At 68.0% G+C, this 23,004-nt stretch carries 19 protein-coding genes; 4 read left to right on the top strand and 15 right to left on the bottom strand.

Annotated features, from left to right (window positions below):
- Positions 1-800 precede the first annotated feature (800 nt).
- The 3 genes from ACIBSW_RS17155 to ACIBSW_RS17145 all read right to left on the bottom strand — a co-directional run bounded on the left by ACIBSW_RS17155 (position 801) and on the right by ACIBSW_RS17145 (position 7,089).
- Positions 801-2,915 carry a fibronectin type III domain-containing protein gene (locus ACIBSW_RS17155; protein ID WP_354724069.1) on the bottom strand — a complete coding sequence of 705 codons (2,115 nt, stop codon included), beginning with the start codon at positions 2,913-2,915 and terminating at the stop codon, positions 801-803.
- 209 nt (positions 2,916-3,124) lie between these two features.
- Complete coding sequence (locus ACIBSW_RS17150; RefSeq protein ID WP_354724067.1) at positions 3,125-4,246, bottom strand: TetR-like C-terminal domain-containing protein; 1,122 nt, start codon at positions 4,244-4,246, stop codon at positions 3,125-3,127.
- A gap of 194 nt (positions 4,247-4,440) precedes the next feature.
- A complete protein-coding gene (locus ACIBSW_RS17145; protein WP_354724065.1) occupies positions 4,441-7,089 on the bottom strand; it encodes a LuxR C-terminal-related transcriptional regulator in 2,649 nt (882 codons plus the stop codon).
- A gap of 338 nt (positions 7,090-7,427) precedes the next feature.
- Here ACIBSW_RS17145 and ACIBSW_RS17140 point away from each other — a divergent pair, with 338 nt between their 5' ends.
- From ACIBSW_RS17140 to ACIBSW_RS17125, 4 genes are all read left to right on the top strand, one after another.
- A complete protein-coding gene (locus ACIBSW_RS17140) occupies positions 7,428-7,925 on the top strand; it encodes a SigE family RNA polymerase sigma factor (RefSeq protein WP_354724063.1) in 498 nt (165 codons plus the stop codon).
- Positions 7,922-9,061, top strand: a complete 1,140-nt coding sequence (locus ACIBSW_RS17135) for a hypothetical protein (protein WP_354724061.1) — start codon at positions 7,922-7,924, stop codon at positions 9,059-9,061. Before ACIBSW_RS17140 ends, ACIBSW_RS17135 begins: the two co-directional genes overlap by 4 nt.
- Before the next feature lie 241 nt (positions 9,062-9,302).
- Complete coding sequence (locus ACIBSW_RS17130; RefSeq protein WP_354724059.1) at positions 9,303-9,860, top strand: hypothetical protein; 558 nt, start codon at positions 9,303-9,305, stop codon at positions 9,858-9,860.
- A gap of 156 nt (positions 9,861-10,016) precedes the next feature.
- Positions 10,017-10,814 carry a hypothetical protein gene (locus ACIBSW_RS17125; protein ID WP_354724057.1) on the top strand — a complete coding sequence of 266 codons (798 nt, stop codon included), beginning with the start codon at positions 10,017-10,019 and terminating at the stop codon, positions 10,812-10,814.
- Between the two features lie 35 nt (positions 10,815-10,849).
- On the opposite strand, the gene ACIBSW_RS17120 is transcribed toward ACIBSW_RS17125, so the two are convergent.
- From ACIBSW_RS17120 to ACIBSW_RS17065, 12 genes are all read right to left on the bottom strand, one after another.
- Entirely contained in the window at positions 10,850-12,676 is a 1,827-nt protein-coding gene (locus tag ACIBSW_RS17120; protein ID WP_354724055.1) for an ABC transporter ATP-binding protein, read from the bottom strand.
- 49 nt (positions 12,677-12,725) lie between these two features.
- Positions 12,726-14,315, bottom strand: coding sequence for an ABC transporter ATP-binding protein (locus ACIBSW_RS17115; RefSeq protein WP_354724053.1), 1,590 nt, complete (start codon positions 14,313-14,315; stop codon positions 12,726-12,728).
- A 75-nt stretch (positions 14,316-14,390) separates the two neighbouring features.
- Entirely contained in the window at positions 14,391-15,815 is a 1,425-nt protein-coding gene (locus ACIBSW_RS17110) for an aminopeptidase P family protein (RefSeq protein WP_404799353.1), read from the bottom strand.
- Between the two features lie 43 nt (positions 15,816-15,858).
- Positions 15,859-16,647, bottom strand: a complete 789-nt coding sequence (locus tag ACIBSW_RS17105; protein WP_354724051.1) for an aspartyl/asparaginyl beta-hydroxylase domain-containing protein — start codon at positions 16,645-16,647, stop codon at positions 15,859-15,861.
- 6 nt (positions 16,648-16,653) lie between these two features.
- The gene (locus ACIBSW_RS17100; RefSeq protein WP_354724049.1) at positions 16,654-17,340 is read right to left on the bottom strand and encodes a 2OG-Fe(II) oxygenase; all 687 of its coding nucleotides are present in this window, start codon (positions 17,338-17,340) and stop codon (positions 16,654-16,656) included.
- Positions 17,337-17,621, bottom strand: coding sequence for a hypothetical protein (locus ACIBSW_RS17095; protein WP_354724047.1), 285 nt, complete (start codon positions 17,619-17,621; stop codon positions 17,337-17,339). The genes ACIBSW_RS17100 and ACIBSW_RS17095 overlap by 4 nt, the downstream gene beginning before the upstream one ends.
- Positions 17,618-18,886, bottom strand: a complete 1,269-nt coding sequence (locus ACIBSW_RS17090; protein WP_354724045.1) for an AMP-binding protein — start codon at positions 18,884-18,886, stop codon at positions 17,618-17,620. The genes ACIBSW_RS17095 and ACIBSW_RS17090 overlap by 4 nt, the downstream gene beginning before the upstream one ends.
- Positions 18,886-19,908: a radical SAM protein gene (locus ACIBSW_RS17085; RefSeq protein ID WP_354724043.1), complete on the bottom strand. Its 1,023-nt coding sequence runs from the start codon at positions 19,906-19,908 to the stop codon at positions 18,886-18,888. The genes ACIBSW_RS17090 and ACIBSW_RS17085 overlap by 1 nt, the downstream gene beginning before the upstream one ends.
- Positions 19,905-20,486 (bottom strand): prolyl oligopeptidase family serine peptidase, encoded by a 582-nt coding sequence (locus ACIBSW_RS17080; RefSeq protein ID WP_354724041.1) that lies wholly within the window; start codon positions 20,484-20,486, stop codon positions 19,905-19,907. The genes ACIBSW_RS17085 and ACIBSW_RS17080 overlap by 4 nt, the downstream gene beginning before the upstream one ends.
- Positions 20,483-21,193 (bottom strand): hypothetical protein, encoded by a 711-nt coding sequence (locus ACIBSW_RS17075; RefSeq protein ID WP_354724039.1) that lies wholly within the window; start codon positions 21,191-21,193, stop codon positions 20,483-20,485. Before ACIBSW_RS17075 ends, ACIBSW_RS17080 begins: the two co-directional genes overlap by 4 nt.
- Positions 21,190-22,536: a B12-binding domain-containing radical SAM protein gene (locus ACIBSW_RS17070; RefSeq protein WP_354724037.1), complete on the bottom strand. Its 1,347-nt coding sequence runs from the start codon at positions 22,534-22,536 to the stop codon at positions 21,190-21,192. Before ACIBSW_RS17070 ends, ACIBSW_RS17075 begins: the two co-directional genes overlap by 4 nt.
- Positions 22,537-22,636: 100 nt before the next feature.
- Positions 22,637-22,939, bottom strand: a complete 303-nt coding sequence (locus ACIBSW_RS17065) for an Os1348 family NHLP clan protein (RefSeq protein WP_354724035.1) — start codon at positions 22,937-22,939, stop codon at positions 22,637-22,639.
- Between the last annotated feature and the right edge of the window lie 65 nt (positions 22,940-23,004).

Here is a 23,004-nt window from a genome sequence, read left to right as displayed (position 1 = left end):
CGGCACGCGAGGCGCCGGTGGTATCGCGGGCATCGATCATTCGTTCGGTTACGAGCACGCTCCACCCGAGGGTCGACAACAGCCCGAACGCACCGATCAGGACGATCTTCCTCCGGAGCCGGTAACGGCGAGAGTCCTCCAACGGGTACATCGCGCTCGGGTCGTGGTCCGGTGGTGGCGCCTCGGCGGCGCCGTCCTCGTGCACGTTGCGCATGCTTCAGTCCTCTGGGTCTTGGCAAGCGGGCCGGCCTCGCACAACGTCGCAGCGGCAGGCCCTAAAGATCTCGGTGGTACATATTTATCGGACATCAGGGACTAAAACGGTGATTTCACCCAGCTTGTCACCTGCCGTGACGCCCAACAAGGCGTTGAAGTGCGCCGCGTCGAACGTCGGGTCGCATTTCCCGCCGGACATGCGGCACCCTCCGGCAGCAATCTGAGCCCATTCGGCCGGCCCTCCTGGGAGGGCGCGGGCAGGTCGGCTCTGTCGCGTTGTGAGATCGGCGGGCGGGATGGGGCTCGCCGGGCCGGGTGTCGGATCGCTGGGGTGAATTCGGTGAACGCTGCAGCACAACCGGGCTGTCGTACGCTCGCATCCGCGGCTGGGGCCGCCAGCCCGGCGACGGTCGCTGACGTCCTGCGCCGACACGTCCGAGCTCAACACAGTGGATACGCCTACGGTGATCGCTGCCGGAGAATCGGCCCTGCGCACCGCAATTCTGCGGGACTGTAAAGGTTTGTACTACATGCAAAACGGCGAAACCCCGCCCTCCGAGGAGGGCGGGGTTCGGTGGTTCCGGTCAGGCCAACTCGTACCCGAAGTCCAGGGTCAGGTCGTCCGGGACGTCCGAAGAGTCGGAGACGACGTTGTACCAGACGTCGAACACCATGACCCGGCTGGCGCCGGCCGGGACGACGTTGCCGGGCTGTCCGTCGGTGAAGATGGCGCGCTCGACCCAGACCCGGTCACCGTCCTGCACGTCCTGGTACCGCACCCGGAACTCCCGGGCGGTGGCGGTGTCGTTCGTGACCGTCACCGCGACCTGCGTGGACCAGTAGGTGCCCTCCGGGTACTCGGCGTGCTTGACGTCGAACACGTCGGGCAGGTTGATCCGGGTGCCCGTCGACGCGCTGAACTTGACGCCGCAGGCGCTGGCGGACTTCGCCACGGCGAGCGTGCAGGTGGAGTCGTACGACACGGCCGCGTCTTCCCGGGCCGCCAGGTCGACGTTGACGCTGATCGTCGCGGTGCTGGCGTTGCCGGCCTTGTCGACAGCGGTGCCGGTGACCTTCTGGCCGGCGCCGTTGGTCGTCACCTTGACGTCGGCGGGGCAGGTGGTGAGGCCGGAGACCGTGTCGGTGCAGGTGAAGTGGATGGTCGGGATGGTGGTGTACCAGCCGTCGGCGTTCGTGTCGCCGCCGGTCACGGAGGCCTTGATCACCGGCGCGGTCCGGTCGAGGTTGACGAGCACGCTGTCGGTGGCGGTGTTGCCGGCCTTGTCCCAGGCGGTGCCGGTGATCTTCTGGTTGGCGCCGTCGGAGGTGACGGTGATGTCGGTGGGGCAGATGTTGACGGAGACGCCGCTGTAGCCAGGGACCGAGTCGGCACAGGTGTAGTGGATCGACGGCGCGGCGGTGTACCAGCCGTCGGCGTTCTTGGCGCCGTTGACCTTGGAGGTGACCGCGGGGGCCGTCTGGTCGATGTTCAGCGGCTGGGTGATGGTGGCGGTGTTGCCGGCGTTGTCGACGGCGGTGCCGGAGAACTTCAGGCCGTAGCCGTCCCCGTCGGCGACCAGGTCGGCCGGGCAGGTCTTGATCGCGCTGCCGCTGTCGGCGCAGTTGAAGTGGATCGTGACGGCGCCGCGGAACCAGCCGTTCTTCGACGCCTGCGACAGCATCGTGGTGATCGTCGGCGGGGTCCGGTCCGAGCCGGTGTTCACCGTGGTCGTGGTCGTCGACGAGTCCTCGCCGGGGGTACCGGGCGTGGCGGACGGGTCGGTCGGCGCGGGCGCGCTCGACGCCCAGACCGGCACGGAGGCGCTGACGGCGTTGCTGCCACCGTTGGCGTTGTAGGCCTTGACCTCGATCATCCAGGACTTGGCGACGTCGAGGTTGAGGGTGGCCTTGGTGGCCGGGGCGTCGACCTTCACCGAGTTGGTGATCTTGTCCTGGCCGTAGGAGATGAGGTAGTAGGTGGGCGTGGGGCCGGTGGTGACCGGAGTCCACAGCACCTCGACGGTGCTCGCGGCGTCGGCGCGGCGCTGCACGACCAGGTTGCTCACGTCGGCGGGGCGGAACCGCTCGACGGTCGACTTCGCCGGCAGGCACTGGCCGTAGGCGTTCACCGTGGTGACGGAGACGTTGTAGGAGCGCATCGGGTCGACGTTGCGGAACCGGACGGTGGTGTCGGTGACGATCTCGTCGGACAGCACGACGCCGTCGGAGACGCGGGAGAACACGACGTGGTAGCCGGTCAGCGGGGACTCGCCGGCCCACGAGGGCGCCTTCCAGGACTCCCAGACGGTGGTGCCGTCGTCCTCGCGGCCGTTGGTCACGCCCGAGATGTAGGTCGGGGCGAGGGACTTCAGCGTCCAGTAGGTGGTGCTGGTGGTGTTGCCGTCGGCGTCGGCGGCACCGACGCGGATCTTGTACGAGCTGCACGTGTCCGGCGCGTCGACGGTGTAGCTGAGCGCGGAGGCCGGCACGTTGATCACCGACTCGACGTTGCCGGCGGTGCTCTCGACGACGTAGTGGTCGGCGCCGACGACCGGCTTCCACGACACGTTGATCTTGCGTACGTCGTCGGCCGCGCGGGCGACCGTGAAGCTCTTCGGAGCCGCCGGCGCGGCCGCGAGCGCCGCCGCGCTGGGCAGGCCGACAGCGGTCACCGCCCCTGCCAGCAATCCGAAGCTCACCTTGGTGAGCATCCGCCCTGCACCCATCAAACCCTCATCTCGGTTGGTTCCCGTACGGGCAGTAGATCGGCGGCGAACCTCGGGTTGAGCTCAAGCGCACCTCCTTTCGTGATCAATGAGGCCGACGCCATAGGGCGCGCGGCAGCAGGGGTCTGTTGCGTTGCTGGATCAGTAGGCACGCCGAGCCTGCGGCGGCTGGTCGACCTGGCTTACGCGCTGTGCGTGATGCCCTGGTCGGTCAGCCGGACGAGGGCGAAAGCCCGGTACACGGTGCGCAGCCGAACCCAGACGTCCACCTGCGAACCCGGCGCCCACTGCGGGCCCAGTTCCGCGATTGCCCAGAATTCCTGGTCGGTCCGGGTGTGCGGACTGAGCTCGACCAGCGAGGCCACCCATACCTCGTCGCCCTGGACCAATATGACGCGGTCCGCTTGCAGCGAAGGCGGCAGGACGTCCGCCTTGCCGGCCGAGACCCGTACCCCGACCGACAGCCGGCCACGATTGTCGAAGTCGCGGAAGAGCGGATCGTCAGAGGCGACCTTGGGAAAGAAGTCACAGTGGAGACTGGCTTCCACGGTCACCGGGAAATCGCCGAGCATGGCCCTGTTCCGCGGCGCCTGCGTCATCAGGTGAAGCGGCACGTCGGCAGTGCTCAGCGTCGCCCCCGTCCGGATCTCGCTGAGCCAATGGACCGCGCGCTCGACCTCGGGCGAGATGGTGACCGGCTGGTGCATCAATCGCTCATTCGGCCGTACTGGGGCCGCCGCGGAAAGCACCATGTCCGCCAGCATCCGCACGATGGTGGCCCAGTTCTCCCGTCCTACGCTGTACACGCTGTGGTAGGTCACCGCGCAGGCAAGAACATCCAGGATTGCCTCGACGTCGGTGTCCGGCGGCAGATCGCCTCGGGCGACTCCCCGCTCCAGCACGGTCATGACGACCCCGCGCCATTTGCGTTCGCCCAGCTCCCGGATCCGCTCGATGCCGTCGAGGTCGTTGCCGGCGGAAAGCGCCATGCGCAGCAGCGTGCGTGCCGAGCTGGACTGTGCCGGGTAGCCGCCCACCAACTGGGTCAACGCCTGATAGAGCTCCGACCTGGTGTCTCCGAGATCGGGAACCTCGCTCACCCACCGTTCCTGGCCCACGGCCTCGGCATACAGCAGGTCCGGGCGCAGACAGAGCCGGTAGAGCTCGTCGGAGTCCATGCCGATCCGCTCGGCGACGTCGGACAGCGTGAACATCTGAGGCCGCCACAGTGCGGCGAAGACATCGGCGGTTGCTTCGACGATGGCGGCTTCGGTCTCGGGGTCCATTTCCGGTCGATCGCCCACGCGTCCAGCCTAGAGCGGGCGGAATCTGCGCCGCGGCCCGTAGGAACTCGGAGTCGATGCCGCCCGACACTACGGGTCGCCGCGGCGTTCACCGAACTCACCGAAGCGATCTGACAACTGACCCGTCGCGCTCATCGCGTCCGCTGATCTCGCAACGCAACGGCGCGCAGTGAGACATGGCTTTGGATCTCGGGTTACAAGAGCCCTTGTTGTCGGGCTCGTTCCACGGCTTCGCGGCGCTGGGTGACGCCGAGTTTCTGGTAGAGCGACCTCAGGTGTGCCTTCACCGTGTTGACCGAGACGTACAGCTGGCCGGCGATGTCCTGATTCCTCAGCATGGTCGGGAGGTAGCGCAGGACGTCCAACTCCCGGTCGGTAAGGCCCTCTGCCGTTGCGGTGGCCGGTCCGGCTGGATCCGCTGTCGAGTCGGCGAGCAATTCGGCGACGAAGGCGGACTTCTCCGGCGCAAGCCATTGATGGCGTTCCATGAGATTGGGCATGCGGGTGCGCTCGCCCCCGAGGAAGGGTCGGCGGATGCCTTGCGGTTCGGCGAGGGCTGCCGCCCGCGCGAAGGCGTCGGCCGAACGGTTGTTCTGCCGCAGGGCGTCCTGCACCAGAGCTGCGGCCACCCAGGCCTCGACTGCGGAGCCGACGTCGGGCGCCGTCGTGTGGAGAGGTGCCAGCAGGGTCTCGGCGGTCTTCGGGTCGTCGAGCGCGAGGTGCGCCCGGGCTACGCAGATCCGCAGCCGGGCGTGCGGGTTCTCGCTCCCGGTGTCACCGAACCGGCGGACCACCTCGCCGGGATTGTTCGCCGCGAGCTCGATGTGTGCTTCCGCAATCGCCAACCATTGGGTGAGCAGGAGCGGCGCCGCTGTGAGGGCGCCGATTTCCTGCCCTATCCGATTGGTGATCAGCCGGGCCGCGTCGGCCTGCCCAAGGGCGAGCAGAATCCGTGCCTCGACTATCCGGAAGGCGAAATACTGGACCGCCTCGGGTTCCGTCCGCTGGGCCGCGAGGCCATCCGTGATTGCCGTGTACGCCGCGTCGAGGGCGTTGCGCTCCAGGTGAGTCAGGGCCAGGGCCAGGTAGGCCGGGACGAGCTGGAGCGCCGACGGCCAGCCCCGCTTGTGCGCCAGGTCGAGCCCGCGCTGCGCAAAGTCTTCCGCGTCTCGCAGGTCGCCCTGTTCGGCGTGCAGCAGAGCCAGGTGGGTGATCGCGTTGAGCTGGGTGAGCTCCACGGCGGCCGACTCCGCGAGCGTCAGCGCCGACTGCAGGCGCGCCTCCGCAGGGCCGAGTTGCCCAAGCCAGAACAGCCCGACGCCGCCGTTGTTGACCGCGATCGCCCGGTACTCGGGCGCGCTCGGCAGCTGCGCGAGGGAGACCTGCGACAGCAGGTCGAGCACGTCCGAGGTGGCTTCGACAACCGCCACCATGTCGCCCTGCGCCCGAGCCGCCGCGGAGTCGAACGTGCGCGCCACGATCTCGGTCGGCCTGCGCCGGTCGGGCTCCTCCCGGACAAGTAACGCCCGTACGTGCGCCAGGTGGCCCGGGATCGCCTCGAACTCCTTGCGGTCGAAAGCGAGCCAGGCGGCGCACAGGGCAAGTTCGGCAGATGTGGACAGCTGGGCGGCCGGCACCTGGCCCACGAGATCCATCAGCGGCCGACGCTCGACCGAGAGGATCCGGGTGCCGGCCACGACCGTCACCAGGTGTCCGACCAGTGGCCAGTCACGGGCGGCCACCGCGTGGCTGACCGCGTACAGTCTCGCCTGCTCCTGGGCGAACCAGTGCGCCGCCTTCACGTGCAGTCGCGGGACCAGGTCGGGCTCCTCCACCAGCAGCTGCTGGCGTAGCATCTCGGTGAGCAGCGGGTGGTAGCGGAACCAGGGGCGCTGCGAGCCCAGCCGGATCACCAGCGCGTTCTCGGCGGCCAGCCGCTCGAGGGTCTGCTGGCCGTGTGATCCTTCGGTGAGCGCGTCGGCCAGGTCACCGCACACCCGGTCGACCACGCAGGTCAGCAGCAGGAACCGTCGCACCTGCGCGGGTTGACCGGCCAGAACCTCATGGGCCATGTACTCGGCGACCGTCCGCTCGGTACCGGTGAACTCGTCAGGCCCGGCCTGGCCGTCGCGCCGGCTCAGGAACATCGCCGCGAGTCCCAGGCCGACCGCCCAACCCTCGGTCCGGTTGAGAAGCGTGCTGATCTCGGCCGCGGTGAGCTGCACGCGGTGTCCGGCCAGCAACTCGGCGGCCTCTTCGAGGGTGAAGCTCAGCTCCGCGGCCTGGATCTCCGCCAGTCGCTGCCGGATCCGCGGCCGGTGCAACGGCGTCGGATGCTCCTCGCGGGTGGTGACCACGAGCAGCAGCTGCCGTACGGGATGGCGCAGCAGGAACGCCAGCGACCGGAGCACCTGCGGGTTGACGATCTCGTGCAGGTCTTCCAGTACGAGCACAACGGGGTCGGGGAGTTCGGCGATACCGAGGGCGATCCGGCGCACGAACGCCTCGTCGATGCGCACCCCGGGAATGATCGACGCGAGCGGGTTGTCATCGGGGACGGCGCCGGTGCTGCGCAACGCACCGAGGAAATACGACCAGAAGGCGGCAGGGCTGTCGTCGTAGCGGTCCAACGAGAGCCACGCGACAGGCCCGGGCGTGCGGCGGGTCTCGGCCCAGGCCGCGACCAGGAGGGTCTTGCCGTAGCCCGGCCCGGCGACGATCAGCGTGACCTCGCCGCGAGCTGCCTCATCCAGCCGGTCCAGCAGGCGTTGGCGGACGACCAGGCCGGGCGGAATCTGCGGCCGGGCGAACTTGGCCGCCAGCAGGCCGCGCGAGTCCGCCACCCGCAGCACCGGCCTGCCTCGGGGTACCCGCCTCCGCCGACCACGCATGGCTGATCCAAATCACCTCGACAACGGCCGCAATCCTCTGTTGGAGGGTAACGGACCCTTCGATCGCCGAATCTGAATCTCGATCACCATCGGCCGCTGTTCTTGCCTTAATCATTCCAATCTGGATCATTCTGGATCTGATGTGTTCCCGGGCTGGCTGGCCCGGGCGGTACGTCGTCGTGCTTCTTGTCGACAGGGCAGGCTCGCTCTCGACCTCCTGCGTCGCGGGGCGCGGAAAAAGTTGGGTGGTTGTGTCTACGCGGTGGCCTCGCGAGTGCGTTTCATAGGGCGTGACCTTCGAGGAATACGTGCTGGTGCGGGGCGTGGCGTTGGTGCGCTTTGCCCGCCTGCTGACCGGTGACGAGCACCGGGCCGAGGATCTGGTGCAGGAGGTGCTGGCCAGGGCCTACGTGCGATGGGGGCGGGTCGGCAAGGTGGACCGACCCGACCTCTACGTGCGGCGGATGGTCGTCAACGCGCATCGTTCCTGGCGGCGCCGCCTGGTCAGCCGGGAGGTCGCCGTGGCCGACGTGCCGGACGGCGCCTACGACCGGGACTGCGCCGTGGAGTCGGCCGAACGCGACGCGGTCTGGCGGATGGTGCATCGGCTGTCGCCTCGGCAGCGCACGGTGATCATTCTGCGCTACTACGAGGACTACGACGACGCCACCATTGCGGAGCTGCTGCAGTGCTCGCAGGGCACCGTGCGTACCCAGGCCAAGCGCGCCCTGGACAAGCTTCGGGGTCTGCAACCGCAGTTTCACGAGCCGATGGGAGATCGCCGATGAGTGCCGACCTCGACCGGACGTTGTCCGCGAGCCTGCGGCAGCATGCGGATGCCGGATCGCCGATCGACCCGCAACCGTTGCTCCACGCCGCGGTGGCCAGGGGGCGGCGGTTGCGGGCGCGGCGCCGCGCCGGCTCCGTCGCGCTGGCAGCCGCTGCCGTTGCCGGGGTGGCGGTCATCTCCGTGTGGCTGCCGCGAGAGCAGTCGACGACGCCGTCGGGTCGGCACCCTTCGTCGTCACAGGCACCGAGCCCTTCACCGTCCGGGCCTCTGGACGTCGACCCCGCGAAACTACCGGCTGCGGACGGGCAGCCCGGTGCCGCCGAAGGTCCCGATCTGGTCGGTACCGATCCGGGGCTGCTGCACTTCTCGGTGGACACGCTGGCGGCAGCATCCGGGCAGGCGGTCACCTGGACCTCCGGGCCCGGGTTGGAGACCGTACACCTGATGAGCCCCAGCCTTCGGGTGTATGTGGCGCTGGCACAATCCCGGCAGAGCCTCAGGGCTCTGCCGCCGGTGGTGACCAGCGGAACTGAAACCGTGGAGTCCGCCACCCCGGTCGACATCAGCTTGGGGGGCCGCGCAGCGACCTTGCGCACCTCGAAACCCGGGCAGAAGGTCAACGGCCTGCCGGAGCGGGTGTATGCGTTCGAGTGGCAACCCGTCGAGGGGCTGTGGGCGCGCGTCGAGGTGCGAGCGGCCAGTCGGCAGCGCGCGGTGCACATTCTCGAGCAGGTCGATCTCCACCAGGCGCGGCGGTGCGTGCTGCCGTACCGGCTCACCAGCCTGCCGGCAGGCTGGACCGTATCGGACTGCGATGTCGAGCTCATGGAGTCTCCGGGTCTGTTCGCGAAGGGAACCCGGACCGTCGTCGACGGCCAACGTCGCCTGAAGATCAGGGCCAATTCCATCGAGCTGTACCCTGAGCGCGGCGCCGACCGTCCTGGGCCGCTGAAGGCCGGCCCGTACCAGGTGTCCGCCGGCCCCGACGGCCTCTCCTGGACCATGCGGGCCGAGGGACTGCGAATCACGGCTCAAGTCGAGACGCGAAAGAACCCCTTCAGCCAGGCCGAAGTGTTGCAGATTCTCGGGGGTCTGTACGTCCCCGATCAGATCCATGACCCTGCCACGTGGTAGCACCAGACCGGAGCGGCCGACCACGGCCACCGCCCGGACATGCGGGCGGTGCGACAGTCCATCAAGTGAGTCGCACAGGCAGCTACGACGGGTGATCGCCGGGTCGCAGGGCGGTGAATATGTCATTTGCGCTATCCCCGATCGCAGGTCGCCAGCCCTAGGGTCCTGCCAGCGCCGACCTGTCGGCGCGCGGGTATGGATCACTCCGCGAAGTTGAGCGTGCACAAATCGGAGATGGCATATGAAATACGGCAAGCTCACCGCTCTCAGCGCCCTCTTGACGGCCACGCTGGTCGTGACCGGCTGCGGATCGGCGGACGGCACCGGGACGGAATCCGGCGCGGCCGATGCCGCCGACGCGGCCGCCGCGAGGGAGGGAGAAACCGGCGGCGCATGCGAGCTCCTGACGGCCGCCGACCTGGTGGACGTGGAGGCGAAGGACACCTACGGCAAGGGCTACCACACAGAACTGTTCCTTGACGATCAGGCCTGCTGGTTCAAGCCGTACGGTGGCCAGTCCTGGCTGGAGTTGAGGGTCACGAACGACGGCCGGTCCGGATCCACACAATTCGATGAGCTCCGAGAGGAAGCCCCAGATCAAAAGCCGCTGAGCGGGGTCGGCGACGGCGCGATCTCGGACACCTCGCAAGAGATGGAGACCACGGTGGTGTTCTACAAAGGTGACAAGGTAGGCAAGATAACGAGGAACTACATGGGTGGTGCGCCCGACGCGCAGAAGCGCGAGGCCGACATCGCCCTCACGGCGGACCTCGCCAAAAGAGTGATCTCTCGCCTTTGAGGGGCCGCGCGGCGCCGCCCGCATCAGATGGTCATGCGCCACACATTGGCAACGCCAGGTAGTCGGCGGCTGTCCTCGATCCTGCTCGTCGCCGACGGGTCGTACCTGCGCTGCAGGATGATGCCCGGAGAAATCCGCTACCCCTCGGGAGATGAGATGGCGAAGAAGCCTGGTGACCGGCTCGAAGCGGCGATGGCCAGGCGTCGGTTCTGGCGAGCGTACGCCTTCGACGATGCGGACGGATTCAACTTCGAACGGGCGGGTGAGCGTGTTGACAAGAAGCTCAAGGGGGGCGTGCGAATCTTCATGCCGGTCGCCGGTCCGTACCGTCTGCGGCTGGATGCGTCGTTCGACGTGGCCCTGCACGAGTTGAACCTGTATGTCGCCGCCGAATACGACGACCTCGACGAGGAAGTGGACGACGAGGTCGAGGGCGCGGAGAAGGACACCGACGCCTGGGAGGACTGGACCGGCTACGTGTACGAGATGGGCCACTGGGACCAGGCCCGGTGGCACCCGTGGTGCCTGCGCTGGGAGGAGGCGCAGGCAGTGGTGGCGTACATGCGTGCCAACCCGTCGACCTACGAGCTGAACGAGGATTCCGACAACGAGTGCACGGTTTCGCCGGACATGGCGATGCTGCTGCTGAGCCGGTTCGTCGGCCATGAATCCGGCGACACCGAGGGCCTGGAGGCGCACCGCGCCCAGGTGGCGGAGCAGTTCGTCCGGATGGACGTGTTCGACCCGGCGCAGGCGCGGCGGATCGCCGAGAACATGGTCATCGCGCCGCCGGACGACGACTACACCTGGACCCGCTCCGACACCCACGGCTGGATGTTCGGTGGCGCCTATAGCTGCTACTCCAACCGCAACACCGACCACAGTCGCTTCCCGTTCGAGCACTTCGCCCGGTTTCGGAGGATGCTCGGGCTCGACGCGAAGCCCCGAGGCTGAGCGCCGGGCAAACCGCACCGGCGCTGCTTCGTGGCTTATCGGTTGGCTGCTCCGGCGCGAGAACCGAGTGCATCGCGAGAAGACAGTTGCTGAAGCGGCACCGAGCGGACCGCTTGATCGTCTCCTCGCCACGCATGCCAGAGCCGCGCGTAGACCCCGTCCGCGGCCAGCAGTTCGGCGTGCGTGCCCTGCTCGACGACCCGCCCGCCTTCCACTACGGCGATCCGGTCGGCCGAACTCGCCGCCTGGAGCTGGTGAGCGATCGAGATCACGGTGCGGCCGGCGACGGCCGCCGCCAGGGCGGCCTCGACGTGGCCCGCGCTGGCGGGGTCGATGCCGGCCGTGGCCTCATCGAGGATCACGATGTCCGGGTCGGCGACGATCACGCGAGCGAGTGCGACTTGCTGTGCCTCGGCCGTACTCAATCTGCGGTGTTCGTCGCCGAGCATCGTGTCGAGCCCTTCGTGCAGCGCCCACGTCGCGTCGACGCGTCGCAACGCGTCCAACAGGGTACGGTCGTCGACGTCGGGCGCGGCCAGGATCAGGTTGTCGCGCAGCGTCGCGGTGAACACGTAATGCTCCTGCGTCACCAGCACGACGTGGCGGCGCAGCTTCTCGATCGCGATGTCGTACACCGGGACGCCGCCCAGTGTCGCGGACCCGCTCCGCGGGCGGTCGATGCCCGCGAGCAGGCGCGCGATGGTGGACTTCCCGGCCCCGGAGGGTCCGACCACGGCGAGCCGTTCCCCGCCGACGGGGTGCAGGCTCAGCCCGTGGAGCACGTCGGCGCCGTCGCCGTACCCGAATGTGACCGAGTCCAGGCGCAGTTCCGTGCCGTCGGGCGTCGCCTCCCGCGGTTCGATGGTCATGAGGGTGACACCCTCGATACGCGCCAGTGCCGCGGTGCCTTGCTGGAATCCGTTGAGCTGTGCCATGACCGCGCCGGTCGGGTTGGCGAGGCGAACTGTCACGGCGATCCCGGCTACCGCCGTGCCCAGGCTGAGGCCGCCCTCGAGGGACCACCATCCGGCAGCGGCGATCACGAGCACCAGCTGGATCCGGTTGAGCCACTGCAGGGTCAGGAAGAACTCGTTCTGGAGCCGAAGCACCCGCATGAACCACTCGTACATCGTCTCGGCGCGTCGGTACCCGGCCGAGCGCCGTTCCTGTTGGAGGACGAGGGCGGCGACCGTCCTGGCGCCCGAGGCCGAGGCGGCGAGGGTCTCGGCCACCTCGCTCATCGCCGCACGCTCACCCCGGAACGTCTCGCCCGATCGGCGCAGGTACCGGCGGCCCGTCAGCAGCAGCGGCGGTAGCGTCAGCAGTGCGCACAAACCCAGCAGCGGAGACACCACGAATATCGCCGCGTAGAGAGCCAGGACCTCGATGAGGGCGGTGGCGATCGTCGGCCCGCTGTTACGCAGCACGTCCGCGGCGGCGTTGACGTCCGAGGCGGTGCGGGTTCCCAGATCGCCACGTCCGGCTTGCTCCACCCGGTCGAGCGGCAGTCCGAGAACCCGGCCGACCATACTCTCGCGCAGGTGTGCCGCGGCTCGCTCGCCGAACCGGTAGGCGGAACGCCTACCCAGCCGGCCGAGTACAAACTGGACCGCGACGCACGCGACGATGAGGCCGCACACCGCATTGATGCGCGCGATGTCCCAGCCGGTGCCGAGGCCGTCGACGACCCGGCCGAGGAGGAGGGGCACCGTGACACCGCATCCGGCGGCGAGGATGTACAGCAGGAGGATCTGGACGACGCGGGCCTTGTCAGCGGCGAGCAGCCGCAGGAAGGCGCGGCGCACCTCGGCAGGGCCCGCGACAGGTAGGCGCGACCCGGACCTCGCATCGACGGCGCTCATGCGGTCTCGGCTTCCTGATCAGCTCGTACGTGGGTGAGGGTCGGGGGTGTCATGCGACGCTGCGCGAGGCGAGAGTCCGGTAGGCCGGATCGAACAGCAGCTCGGCATGCGTGCCGACGGCGTGGACCCGGCCCCGGACCATCCACACCACCTGGTCGGCGCGGGCCAACCAGAGCGGCGAGACCGTCACGACCAGAGTGGACATCGGGGCGCGTGCGGCGGCCACCCGCTCGGCGATGAGCGACTCGGTGTGCGAGTCGACCGCCGAGGTCGGTTCCACGGCCAGGAGCGTCTCCGGGGTGGCCGCGAGCGCCCTGGCCAGGCGCAGTCTCTGGCGCTGACCGCCCGAGAGATTGCGCCCGCCCTCGGCGACCTGCCCGTCGAGGGTGCCGCCGAGTCCCTCGTACACGTCGGCGGCGCAGGCCGTCTCGATGGCCGCGAGGGCCGCGTTCGGCTCGGCCCGCAGCGTCTCGCCGAGGGTACCGGCGAAGAGGTGGTCCTCGTCGGTCAGGAGCATGATCCGCTCGCGTACGGTCGTCAGCGCGTACGCCTCCAAGGGTTTCGCGCCCCAGACCGCCCCGGAGGCGCGGTAGCGGGCAAGACGCTCGCAGGCATCGAGGGCGGCGGCGGTTTCGGCGGTGGCCACCACGGTGAGCCCGCCGATCGGCACGACCAGGCCGGTGTCCGGGTCGTACAGTTCGCCGCCGGCCGGGCCGGGAGCGGTCCCGGCGTCGTCGATGTCGGTCTCGATGGAGAGGAACCGGGCGATGCGCTCGGCCGCCACCCAGGAGCCCACCAGGAAGGACGCGGTGCCGATCAGGCCCTCGGAGACGGCGATGAAGAAGGTGGCGAAGGTGAACGCCGAGGCGAGTCCGCCGATGGTGATCGCGTCGTCCGCGGCCAGGAGTGCGCCTGTCCAGGTGATCGCCGCGACGAAGGCGACCGGCAGCGAGCGCTGAAGCGCATGAATCCAGGAGCTCGAGTTCGCGACCCGCTCGCCTGTATGTCGCAGGGCCACCGATTGCTGTCGGTAGCGTGCGGCGTACAGGAGATCCCCGCCGATGCCGCGCAGCACCCGCAGGCCACCGACGATGTCGGCGGCCTGCGCGGTGAGACCACCGACCGCCCTTCGGTAGTCGGACTGGCGGCGCTGTAGCCGCCCCAGGAGGGGCCCGGTGACGGCGGCGGTGAGGACGCTTCCGGCGACGACCACCGTGCCCAGGATCGGGTGGATCGACCAGACCAGGGATGCGCCTACGACGAACATCGCGAACGTGTTGACGAAGGCTCCGACGTCGGAGATGGCCCCGGCAGCCTGGCGGGTGTCCTCACTCGGAAGGTTCACCAGTTCCCCGGTCGATGCCCGCCCTCGCACCCCGGTGCCGACCGCGTTGAGATGGTCGGTGAGGCCCCGCAGCATCGCACGCTGGCTCTCGGCCTCCGCGCCGACGAACAGCCGAAAGCCCACCGACCAGAAGAGTGGTTGCGCGACCACGGCGGTCAGCAGGAGCGCTATCCACAGCCCGAAGGCGTCGGGGTCACGCGCGATGATTCCCTCGTCGATGACCCTACCGATGATCCACAGCTGCGCCATCGAGGTCGCGCCGGCAAGAAGGTACGCGACGACGCCGAGCGTCATCCTGAGAGCATGGGGGTGAGCGAGGCGGACCAGCAGACGCCAAGCCGCCGACCGAGGCGCGGGTGACATGGACGCTCACAATTCGGTGGGGATGCGGGGTCCTGACTCGCGCTGCGCGGCGAGCCAGTTCTCCACCTCCGTCGCGTGTCGGGGCAGGGCAGCCGAAAGGTTGCGGCAGCCGTCGGCGGTGACGTGCACGTCGTCCTCGATGCGGATGCCGATCCCGCGCAGCTCTTCGGGGACGAGTTCGTCGTTGGGCTGGAAATACAGGCCGGGTTCCACCGTGAGTACGTGATTCTCTTCGATGACGCCGTGTTGGAACCGATCGGGCCAGGAGGCCGCGCAGTCGTGGACGTCGATGCCGAGCATGTGGCCGAAGCCGTGCAGCGTCCAACGGCGGTATCGGGGCGAGTCGGTCGCAGACACCCCTCCGGCGGCCCGAGGCAGCAGACCCAGGTCTTGTACGCCCTCCGCCAACACCTCCATGCAGGCCTGGCGGATCGCACGAATGCTCACCCCGGGCTTGATCGCGTCGATGCCGGCCTGCTGTGCGGCGAGCACGATGTCGTAGACCTCCCGCTGCACGGCGGTGAAGGATCCGCTGACCGGAAGGGTACGGGTGAGGTCGGCGGTGTAGAGGTTCCGTCCCTCGACTCCCATGTCCATGAGGATGAGCTCGCCCGACCTGGTACGCCCGGTGTTGGCGGTCCAGTGGACGGTCGTCGCGTTAGGACCGGCGGCGACGACCGATTCGTAGCCGACACCATTGCCTTCGACCCGTGCGCGCGCGCCGAAGACCCCCTCGATGAGCCGCTCGGGAACCGTTCCGGTCGGCGGGAGGATGCGGGCGACGTCCTCGAACCCGCGGACGGTCGCGTCGACCGCCTCCTGCAGCTGCTCGAGCTCCCAGGGGTCTTTCACCAGTCGTAGCTCCGCCAGCGTGAACGCCAACCCGCTGCCGGTGGTCTCCGGTGCGGCAGGCGTCTCGACGGCGAATCGGGCGTCGATGTCGGCGTCCAGGTCCCGCAGGACTCGCACCCGTCCGCGAGCGATCCGGTCCAGGACGGGGTCGAGATCCTGCAGGTCGCGACACTCGATGCCGAGCATCGTGGTGCTCTCGGCCAACGTCTCTCTTCGGCCCCTCCACAGCTCGCCGTATTGCAGCGAAGCGAAATACTCCTCGGAGTCGACGCCCCTGCCCGGACGTCGGTACAGCACGGCGTCGTGGCCCGAGGCGGTCGCGTGAAGCACGAGCACACCTTCGGGGTCGAGGTCACCGGTGAGCCACGCGAAGTCGGATCCGGCACGGAACCGGTAGTGCATGTCGTTCGCGCGGACCTGCTCCCGGCCGGTCGGCACCACGATCGTCTCGCCCGGGAAGGCATCCGAAAGCGCCTTGCGGCGCTCGGCGTGGAAGGAAGCCTGCCGCAGCTCGGTCACCGAACGTCCAACCGGACTCCAGCCGGTACGCATGAAGTCGTGGAACTCCCGCTCGGTCATCGACGTCTCCTTCTCTCCGAGTGCGATCGGACCTTGGTCCGGGTCAGCCCGTGGCCAAGGCGTTCAGCAGGTGATGGCGCGCTCTCTGCTTCCGCAGGAAGTCCATCGATTCCTGGAATGCCATACGTTCGACCTCGGTCAGGTCCGGATGCCAGATGTCGAAGAGCAGCACGACACGGTCGTCGTCGCCGTCGTTCATCGCCTCGTGTTCGAACGTGTCGTCGAACACCAACAGCTGATGGTCTTGCCAGGCCCGCCACTCGTCGGCGACCCGGAACCGTGCGTCGTCGTTGGCCCTGATCACCAGGTGGGCCCTCAGGTGCGCGTTGGTGAACCCCCTGTGGGGCTCGATCCTGCTCCCCGGCTCCAAGGTCGAGTAGAACGCCATCCCGCAGGGTGGCTCGGTGATGCGCAGCAGGGACGCAACGGCAACCGGGAACGATTCGGCCTGTGCCTGGCGCAGGCCGCGATGGTAGAGCTGGACCGTGGTCCACCTGCCGGAGGCGCGGAGCCGGCCGATGTCGTCGCGGTTCCGCAGCGCCTCGGAGCGCGTCAACCGGGAGGAGACCTCGAAGTACTCCGCACGGATCGCGTCGGCCTCGGCGAGAAGTCCGGCGGTCCACGGAAAGATCTCAGGGTTCCACCAAGGCCGCGCCGTCAGGCCGGGAACGGGACAGGCCGGGTCCGGGGAATCGGCCGACGCCTCGCCGTGATCGGGCCGTTCGAGGGTCTCCAGACCGACGAGCACCCGTTCGATATCGGACGGCGCGACGTCCTTGCTGGTCGCCCACTGCCGCAGGTGCCGCACGGCTCCTCGCGATTCGTCCTGCATCGGTGCTCAATCCTCCAAGGCCAGTGCCTGCAGCAGCCGGCGCGCGCGTCCGCGGTTGGACTGCTCCTTGCTGGTGACGAATCCGGTGAAGGTCAGCCGCGGCTTGGCCTGCCACTGGTCTTCCACCCGTTTGATCGTGTGGGCCGTTCCGGCCTTGAGGAACACGACGCGATTGGGCAGCGGCGCGATCAAGGTCATGGTGCTGCGGGACCTGCTGACGAACTCCGAGATCGACAGCGTCCCGTCAGGGCCGGTCCGATCGGCATGGTCCGCGGCCTTGTCCAGCACGATGAGCTCGCCGCCCCAGTCGGCGCCCCAGTCGGAGTGCAGGAAGCACACGAACTCGCCGATCCGCCCGCCGCCCGCGTCGTTGTGCCACCCGAGTGCGGCGCCTCGCGGATACCGCCACACCGCGCCCGTGACCGTGCTGCTCTCCTCCACCGTCCACGGAACCTCGGGTATGGCGAATGCCTCGATGACGGTTCGCAGGTGGAGCGGCGCCTCGCTCGAATCGGTGCCGACGGCGACCGTCGAGCTTCGCCAGGCCTTGCCGTCAGTCCCGCCGATCACCGAATCGCGCAGTTCCACGGGCCGCGACTCGGCCCATTCGCGCGCGAACTGGAGCTGATCATCCTCGAAGAAGTCATCGAAGACGACGAAGCGGTCTCCGACCGACGTGATCTGCCTGCTCATCGCTCGCCCTTCTCGATCTTCTGTGGGCTGTCGCCGACCTCGGCCCACCAGTTCACCGGGATGTCGATCACGGGTGAAGCCAGAAACTGGTCGCTGAACTCGCGGCCCCAGCGGGAGTGCACCTTGATCACCAATTCGGTCAGTGCCAGGGAGTCCACGCCGAGTCCTTGCAGGGAGGAGCGGGCGAAGGCGCCGACGGGCAGGTCGGCGAGCTCCGGGTGATCCGCCGCGAGACTGCTCTTCATGAATTCCAGGAACTCTTCGTACTCGATTCCGTTCAAGCGCCACCGCCTTCGGTCCCTTGACAGGTGAGAAGCTTCGCCAGCTCGACCTTGCCCACGTCGTTGCGCGGGAACCTGGGCACCGTGCGGATCGCGATCTCGCTGGAGACGGCGCCGCCCGCACGCCGCAGCCGTACCTCCTCGGACGCCGACAACGGCTCGCCCTCGACGAGTAACTGTGGGGAAGCGGTGTCCCCCTCGCTCGCTTCGAGGAGTCGCCAGTCGCGATCCATCGAGCTCAGGGCGTCGGAGAGTAGTCCGAGAGCCCGCGTCTGGTCCCGGGTCCGCATGGTTCGGGTGATCCGTGCGACGTGCTCCAGCTGCCCGTCGCCGCCCCGGCGCACCAGGTCGGGGAACTCCCAGACCTCCGTGCTGTCGCGTCGCCCGACGTACCCGAGCACGAGGTGCGGCAACCGGACCTTCAACTGGAAGGGCTCCGCCGATCCGGTCGAGGGCTCATCGGCCAGCGAGGCGCCCGGTACCGGAGAACCGAGGCCGCGGGTTCCCGACAGCACACCGCCGGTTTCGGTCGACCCGAATCCCACGATGACCTGCGTCTCCCAGCGTTGCTCCAGGACCTTTCGGAACTTCGGGGCAAGGCTTCCGGCTCCGCAGAACACCGTGTCGGCGCCCAGACTCCCGTCCGACAGGGCCTCATTGAGGATGCGCAGCGTCGAGGGGGTGCCGGCGATCACGCCGGCGCGGGTACCGAAGTCGGTCAGCCGATTGGCCCGGACCGGGCGTTCGTGGACGACGTCGCGGCCGGCGAGCAGCGCGCTGAGCGTGATGCCGATGCCGAGCGAGTGCTCCAGGAGAACGCAGTGCACCAGGGGATGCGTGCCGGTGCCCCAGGCATTCGCGTACGCCTGCGACTCCCAGTAGAAAGAGGCGTGCGACCGCATCGCCAGTCGGGGCGTTCCGCTCGATCCCGAGGTCGCCTGCACCAGGGCGCACTCCACCGGAAGTTCCCAAGCTGACGAGATCTCCTCAGGTACGAGGAAGCTTCCCGGAGCGCTGTTCCACCAGGGCAGCTCGTCCGCAGGCCCGCCCGACAGCATCGGCACGGCCTCGCGCTGCCAAGCGGCCACCATCATGCCGATCGTCGAGGCGGCGTCCGGCTCCTGGACCACTACGACCCGGCCTCGCAGGTCATCGACCTCGTCGAAGGCTCGGCTTTCCCGCAGGGCGGTGGTCAGGTCGGGGATCTTGACGCCGTTGATCAGGGCGCCGGAAGCCATCAGGCCGTCGAGCAGATTCAGTGTCATCAGATCCATACCGAACCGGCTCGTCTCGCCTTGTTCAGCGCGAGGACGCGACTGACGTGCTCGGTTTTCACGACGAACCGCTCTTTGCCGTAGATCAGATATTCCTCCTGGTGGTCGCCGGTGAAGTTGACGGTCATCACGTTGGCTCCCGCGGCGATGCCGGCCCCTTGGCCGCCGCTGGAGTTCTTCTCCAGGGCACTCACCGACGGGATGAGGGCGTGCGGGTGTTCAAGTCTGGTCAGCGCCAGGAAGTTCAGGGCGTCGTCCACGTTGCCCGGGGCCGCGTCGGCCAGGGGTGTGTCGGGGGCCGGGACGAACGGGCTCACACTGATCATCTCCGGGTCCATCGAGCGCAGGAAGACCATTTCGTCGGCGAGCGACTCGTAGTCCTGCCCAGGCAGCCCCGAGATGATTCCCGTACCCATGCGGAAACCGGCGTCTCTGGCCAGGTACCACTCCTGGATGCGCTGAGACAGCTTCTCGAACCTCGACTCGGCATGCAGGATGTCGGAACTGGTCTCGTGTTTGAGGATGTAGGTGGTCGCACCGGCGTCGCGAAGCCGCCGATAGCTCTGATGCCCGAGCGATCCGAGGTTCAGGATCACCTCGACGGCGCCGTCGAAGAGCGCGCGGATCCGAGGGAGCGCGTCGAGGGCGACAGCCGCCGCTTTGGGGCTCTCTCCCGCTTGAAGCAGGATCACGTCGATGCCGGCTTCCTTGACGTGCCCGGCTCGCTCGAGGATGGCCGCGGTCGACATGAAGAAGCTCGAATTGGCGCGGTTGTTGTCGCGTCGCATCGGGCAGTAGGTGCAGTTCACCCGGCACACGTTGCCGATCTCGATCACGCCGCGGAGCACGACATCGTCCCCGAACACCTGCTTCTTCACTTTCAACGCGGCCGCGTGCAGGGCCTGCTGTTCCGCGCCGCGGGCGCGCAGCGCGGCCATCAGCTTCTCGCGGGTCAGGCGCAGTGGATCCGGTGCGGTGCTCGGCGCCGCGGCCGTCTTCGTCTCTGGCTTCATGGGATGTCCTCGATCCATTGCCGTAGGCGATCAGCTGTCGGTCCAGGACCGGTCAGTCCCAGTTGGTCGAGGCTGTGTCCGGCGCCGGGTATCAGCCAGTAGTCGACCGTCGCCCCCGCCTTCTCGAGTGCCCTTGCGCATTCGTGCGACAGAGCCGGCGGAATCTGCTTGTCCATCGTTCCGTGGATGAAGAGCACGGGGCCGGCGAAGCCCTCGGGCGCCGAGCAGGGCTCTCCGAACAGCTGCATCATGCTGTGGCACCCGGCGATGCAGACGACGGCCCGGGTCTTCGCCGGGGATGCCTGAAGCACCCGCATCGCGGTGATGGCCCCCATCGAGAAGCCGAGGAGCACCTTCTGCGCACCGGCCCGCGCCAGCGCGTCGATGTTCCAGCACGGATGGCGGTACGCGGCGGCCCCGAGCCCGGCATAGTGGATCTTGTCCACCGGTTCGGGTGGTCGGTCGGCGCTCGGAACCTGCCAGCTCAGAGCCGGCGTGCCCGTCGCGATGTGGTGTAGCTGCTTCCGGAAGCGCGCGGCCGAGCCGCCCGCGCCGTGGAGGGCGAGGACTCCCGTCATGGCGCCGCCGATTCCGGTTGGGCGTCACCATGCAGGACGGTGCACCGACTCACTCGCTTCGCCCCCCGCCCGAGCAGTTCCAGGGTGGCCGGGATGTCGCTGGCCGGCACCGGCAACTCGACGTAAGGCGTCGAGACGAGTTCGCTCCAGGGCAGGTTGATGGTCTCGCTGACCGGGAGGGGACCTGGAAGGCCGTCCGAGCCGGGCGGTCCAATGATCACGGTCGTCGTTCGATCGACCAACCAGTCGAGCCGTGCTCCGCTCGCGAGATCGAACGTCCCGGAAGCTCCCTCGAACCGGCCGCCCGGCCGGAGCGGCACGGGGACGCGATAGCGGTGCAACGGCGTCAGCGTCGTCCTCGCGCCCAGCAGCTCGGCGATCTTTCGCTCGCGACCCGCCGTCTCCACCCAGACGTGCGACCGGCAGATTCCGCGCCTGCGCGACTCACCGAGAAGGTAGCGCGCGAGCGCGTAGGCGGTCGCGAAACCCGTGTTCTGAAAGGCGAAGACGCCCCGAAGGTAGAGACGGCCGTGTCCGATCAGCGCCCGGTGCGCCGCCACAACCGAATCGTCGTCCGAGATGACCGCCCAGAGGAAGTCGTCGGGGAATTGCGATTCGCCCAGGACGTCGTGCCGAGGGGACAGCCGATCGTGGACGACCTCGGCTGCTCTGTCGCCGGCGCACAGGACACGAAATTCGAGTGTCAAGTCAGTAGCGAAATCTGCTGCTTGCGGGCGACGGAGAACTTCGGTTTGATCGAGCTTCGCTTCTTCATGCCGTGCTTGGCCGCCGCCACGTTCAGCATCAGGTCGGTCGTGAGAAAGCGTGAATCCAACGCGTTGTAGATCCATTGAAACACCTGTGGATCCATTTCAAGGAACGTCGGCTCCAGGAGCTCAGCCGTGCTCGCCTCGGTCTGCCTGCTCATGGCGGTCTCCGGCAGGACCCGGTAGCCGACGTTGAGCGCCAGCTCGTTGTCGCGCAGATGATCGTTGACGAAGGCCATCGTGTTCGCGACGGTCTGCTCGGATTCGAAGGGGCCCCCGATCACCAGGCTGACGCGCGGATTCAACGCGTGGGCGCGGCAGAGGTCGAGGAAGCGGCGGACGTGGCGCACGTCGAAGGACTTCCCGATCTCGTTCATCATCTGAGGGTCGAGCGAATCCGGCGACACGATCACGGTGTCGTTGCCGCTGCCCGACAGCAGCTCGGCGAACTCCTCGTCGAACGGCTTGGGCGTGAAGTACGCGGACCACTGCAGTCCCGGTAGTGCCTCCGCCTTGACCGCCGCTACGACGTCCTTCGCGAACCGGAGCTCGGCGTTGAAGATCCCGTCGGTGAAGAAGATCCTGCGGAAACCTGCGGCGTAGATGCCACGGATCTCCTCGATCAGCGAAGGGATGGTTCGGCAGGTCCCGCCGTCGTCCTTCGTGATATGGGCGTACGGGCAGTAGGTGCAGCCTTGGTAGCAGCTCTTGCGCCGGGTCTCCACCCCGATCATCGCCCGAGGGTCCCGGACGGTGTAGACCTCCATCAGCGCCGGAGAGTAGAGCATGACGCGCGTGTCGAAACCCGGGTCCGGAACGCCGGTCAGCACGCGGGGCGCCGAATTCGAATAGGACCGGACGTCGGCGCAGATTCGCGACATGACGGTCTCCCCCGGACCGACGACGCCGATGGCCAGCCGCATCTTTTCGGTGAGCTCGGTCGCGAACAGGCTGAACCCCGGTCCTCCACCGACCCACAGAATGTCGGCATCTCCAGCCGCATTCTGGAGGTCCCTGGTGTACTGCAGATAGTGGGGGACGTGACTCTCGCAGGCGATGTCGATCGGATCGATGTTCCGTATCGTGAGACCCACGACGTCCCAGCCTTCGCGAACCCAGCTGTGATCGGCTTGGAGCTCCGGGCGTTCACAGAAGTCGATGATCTCAACCTCGTGCCCATCGATCTGCAGAACCTGCCGGATCCGCTCGATCCCGAGGGGAAATATGGGCTGATTACCCGGCATTCGAAGACTTGCCAGATTCACCAGTGCGACGCGCGCCATGTCGCTCCTAAAGGGGGGATGTCTGGAGCCGTCCAGACCACGGCCCCAGACATCGACCGAGAACGCCGCTTCTGAATTACACCGCTCTCAATGGAACTTCTTACGTGGGCTGGTCGCAGGAGGGTGCCGACAGGCTCATGAGGAAGTCCGAGTCGACGCGCGAGAACAGCGCCTCGGACGCCTTGTCGAACCGCTCAGGCTGGGTGCGGATGTAGGCCTCGAGGGCCTCCTTCCGAAGAACGATTCCGGACGCCTCAAGCGTCTCCTTTGGGCTGTTGGCGAGGGCCGTCCTGAACGCCTCGTCGTAGCTGAGTCGACCGATCAGGGCGTCCATCGCCGCTGCGACGATGTTGACCTGCTCTGTCTGCTCTACCGTTTCGATCTCGCCGGCCACAGTGCTCACTTGCGAATCTCCCGTCTCCAGATCTGTGCTTCGAAGGCAGAACCTGGACACCTGGCTTGGCACCT

It is taken from the genome of Actinoplanes sp. NPDC049668 (assembly GCF_044465445.1).
Lineage (GTDB): Bacteria > Actinomycetota > Actinomycetes > Mycobacteriales > Micromonosporaceae > Actinoplanes.
The sequence above is the reverse complement of the archived record's forward strand: the minus strand, read 5'-3'. Positions and strand labels throughout refer to the sequence as shown.

Coding starts and splice junctions, on each gene's coding strand:
- ACIBSW_RS17135 (WP_354724061.1), top strand. CDS start 7,922: ATGAGTGCCGACCTCGACCGGACGTTGTCCGCGAGCCTGCGGCAGCAT.
- ACIBSW_RS17130 (WP_354724059.1), top strand. CDS start 9,303: ATGAAATACGGCAAGCTCACCGCTCTCAGCGCCCTCTTGACGGCCACG.
- ACIBSW_RS17125 (WP_354724057.1), top strand. CDS start 10,017: ATGGCGAAGAAGCCTGGTGACCGGCTCGAAGCGGCGATGGCCAGGCGT.
- ACIBSW_RS17120 (WP_354724055.1), bottom strand. CDS start 12,676: ATGAGCGCCGTCGATGCGAGGTCCGGGTCGCGCCTACCTGTCGCGGGC.
- ACIBSW_RS17115 (WP_354724053.1), bottom strand. CDS start 14,315: ATGACGCTCGGCGTCGTCGCGTACCTTCTTGCCGGCGCGACCTCGATG.
- ACIBSW_RS17110 (WP_404799353.1), bottom strand. CDS start 15,815: ATGACCGAGCGGGAGTTCCACGACTTCATGCGTACCGGCTGGAGTCCG.
- ACIBSW_RS17105 (WP_354724051.1), bottom strand. CDS start 16,647: ATGCAGGACGAATCGCGAGGAGCCGTGCGGCACCTGCGGCAGTGGGCG.
- ACIBSW_RS17100 (WP_354724049.1), bottom strand. CDS start 17,340: ATGAGCAGGCAGATCACGTCGGTCGGAGACCGCTTCGTCGTCTTCGAT.
- ACIBSW_RS17090 (WP_354724045.1), bottom strand. CDS start 18,886: ATGACACTGAATCTGCTCGACGGCCTGATGGCTTCCGGCGCCCTGATC.
- ACIBSW_RS17085 (WP_354724043.1), bottom strand. CDS start 19,908: ATGAAGCCAGAGACGAAGACGGCCGCGGCGCCGAGCACCGCACCGGAT.
- ACIBSW_RS17080 (WP_354724041.1), bottom strand. CDS start 20,486: ATGACGGGAGTCCTCGCCCTCCACGGCGCGGGCGGCTCGGCCGCGCGC.
- ACIBSW_RS17070 (WP_354724037.1), bottom strand. CDS start 22,536: ATGGCGCGCGTCGCACTGGTGAATCTGGCAAGTCTTCGAATGCCGGGT.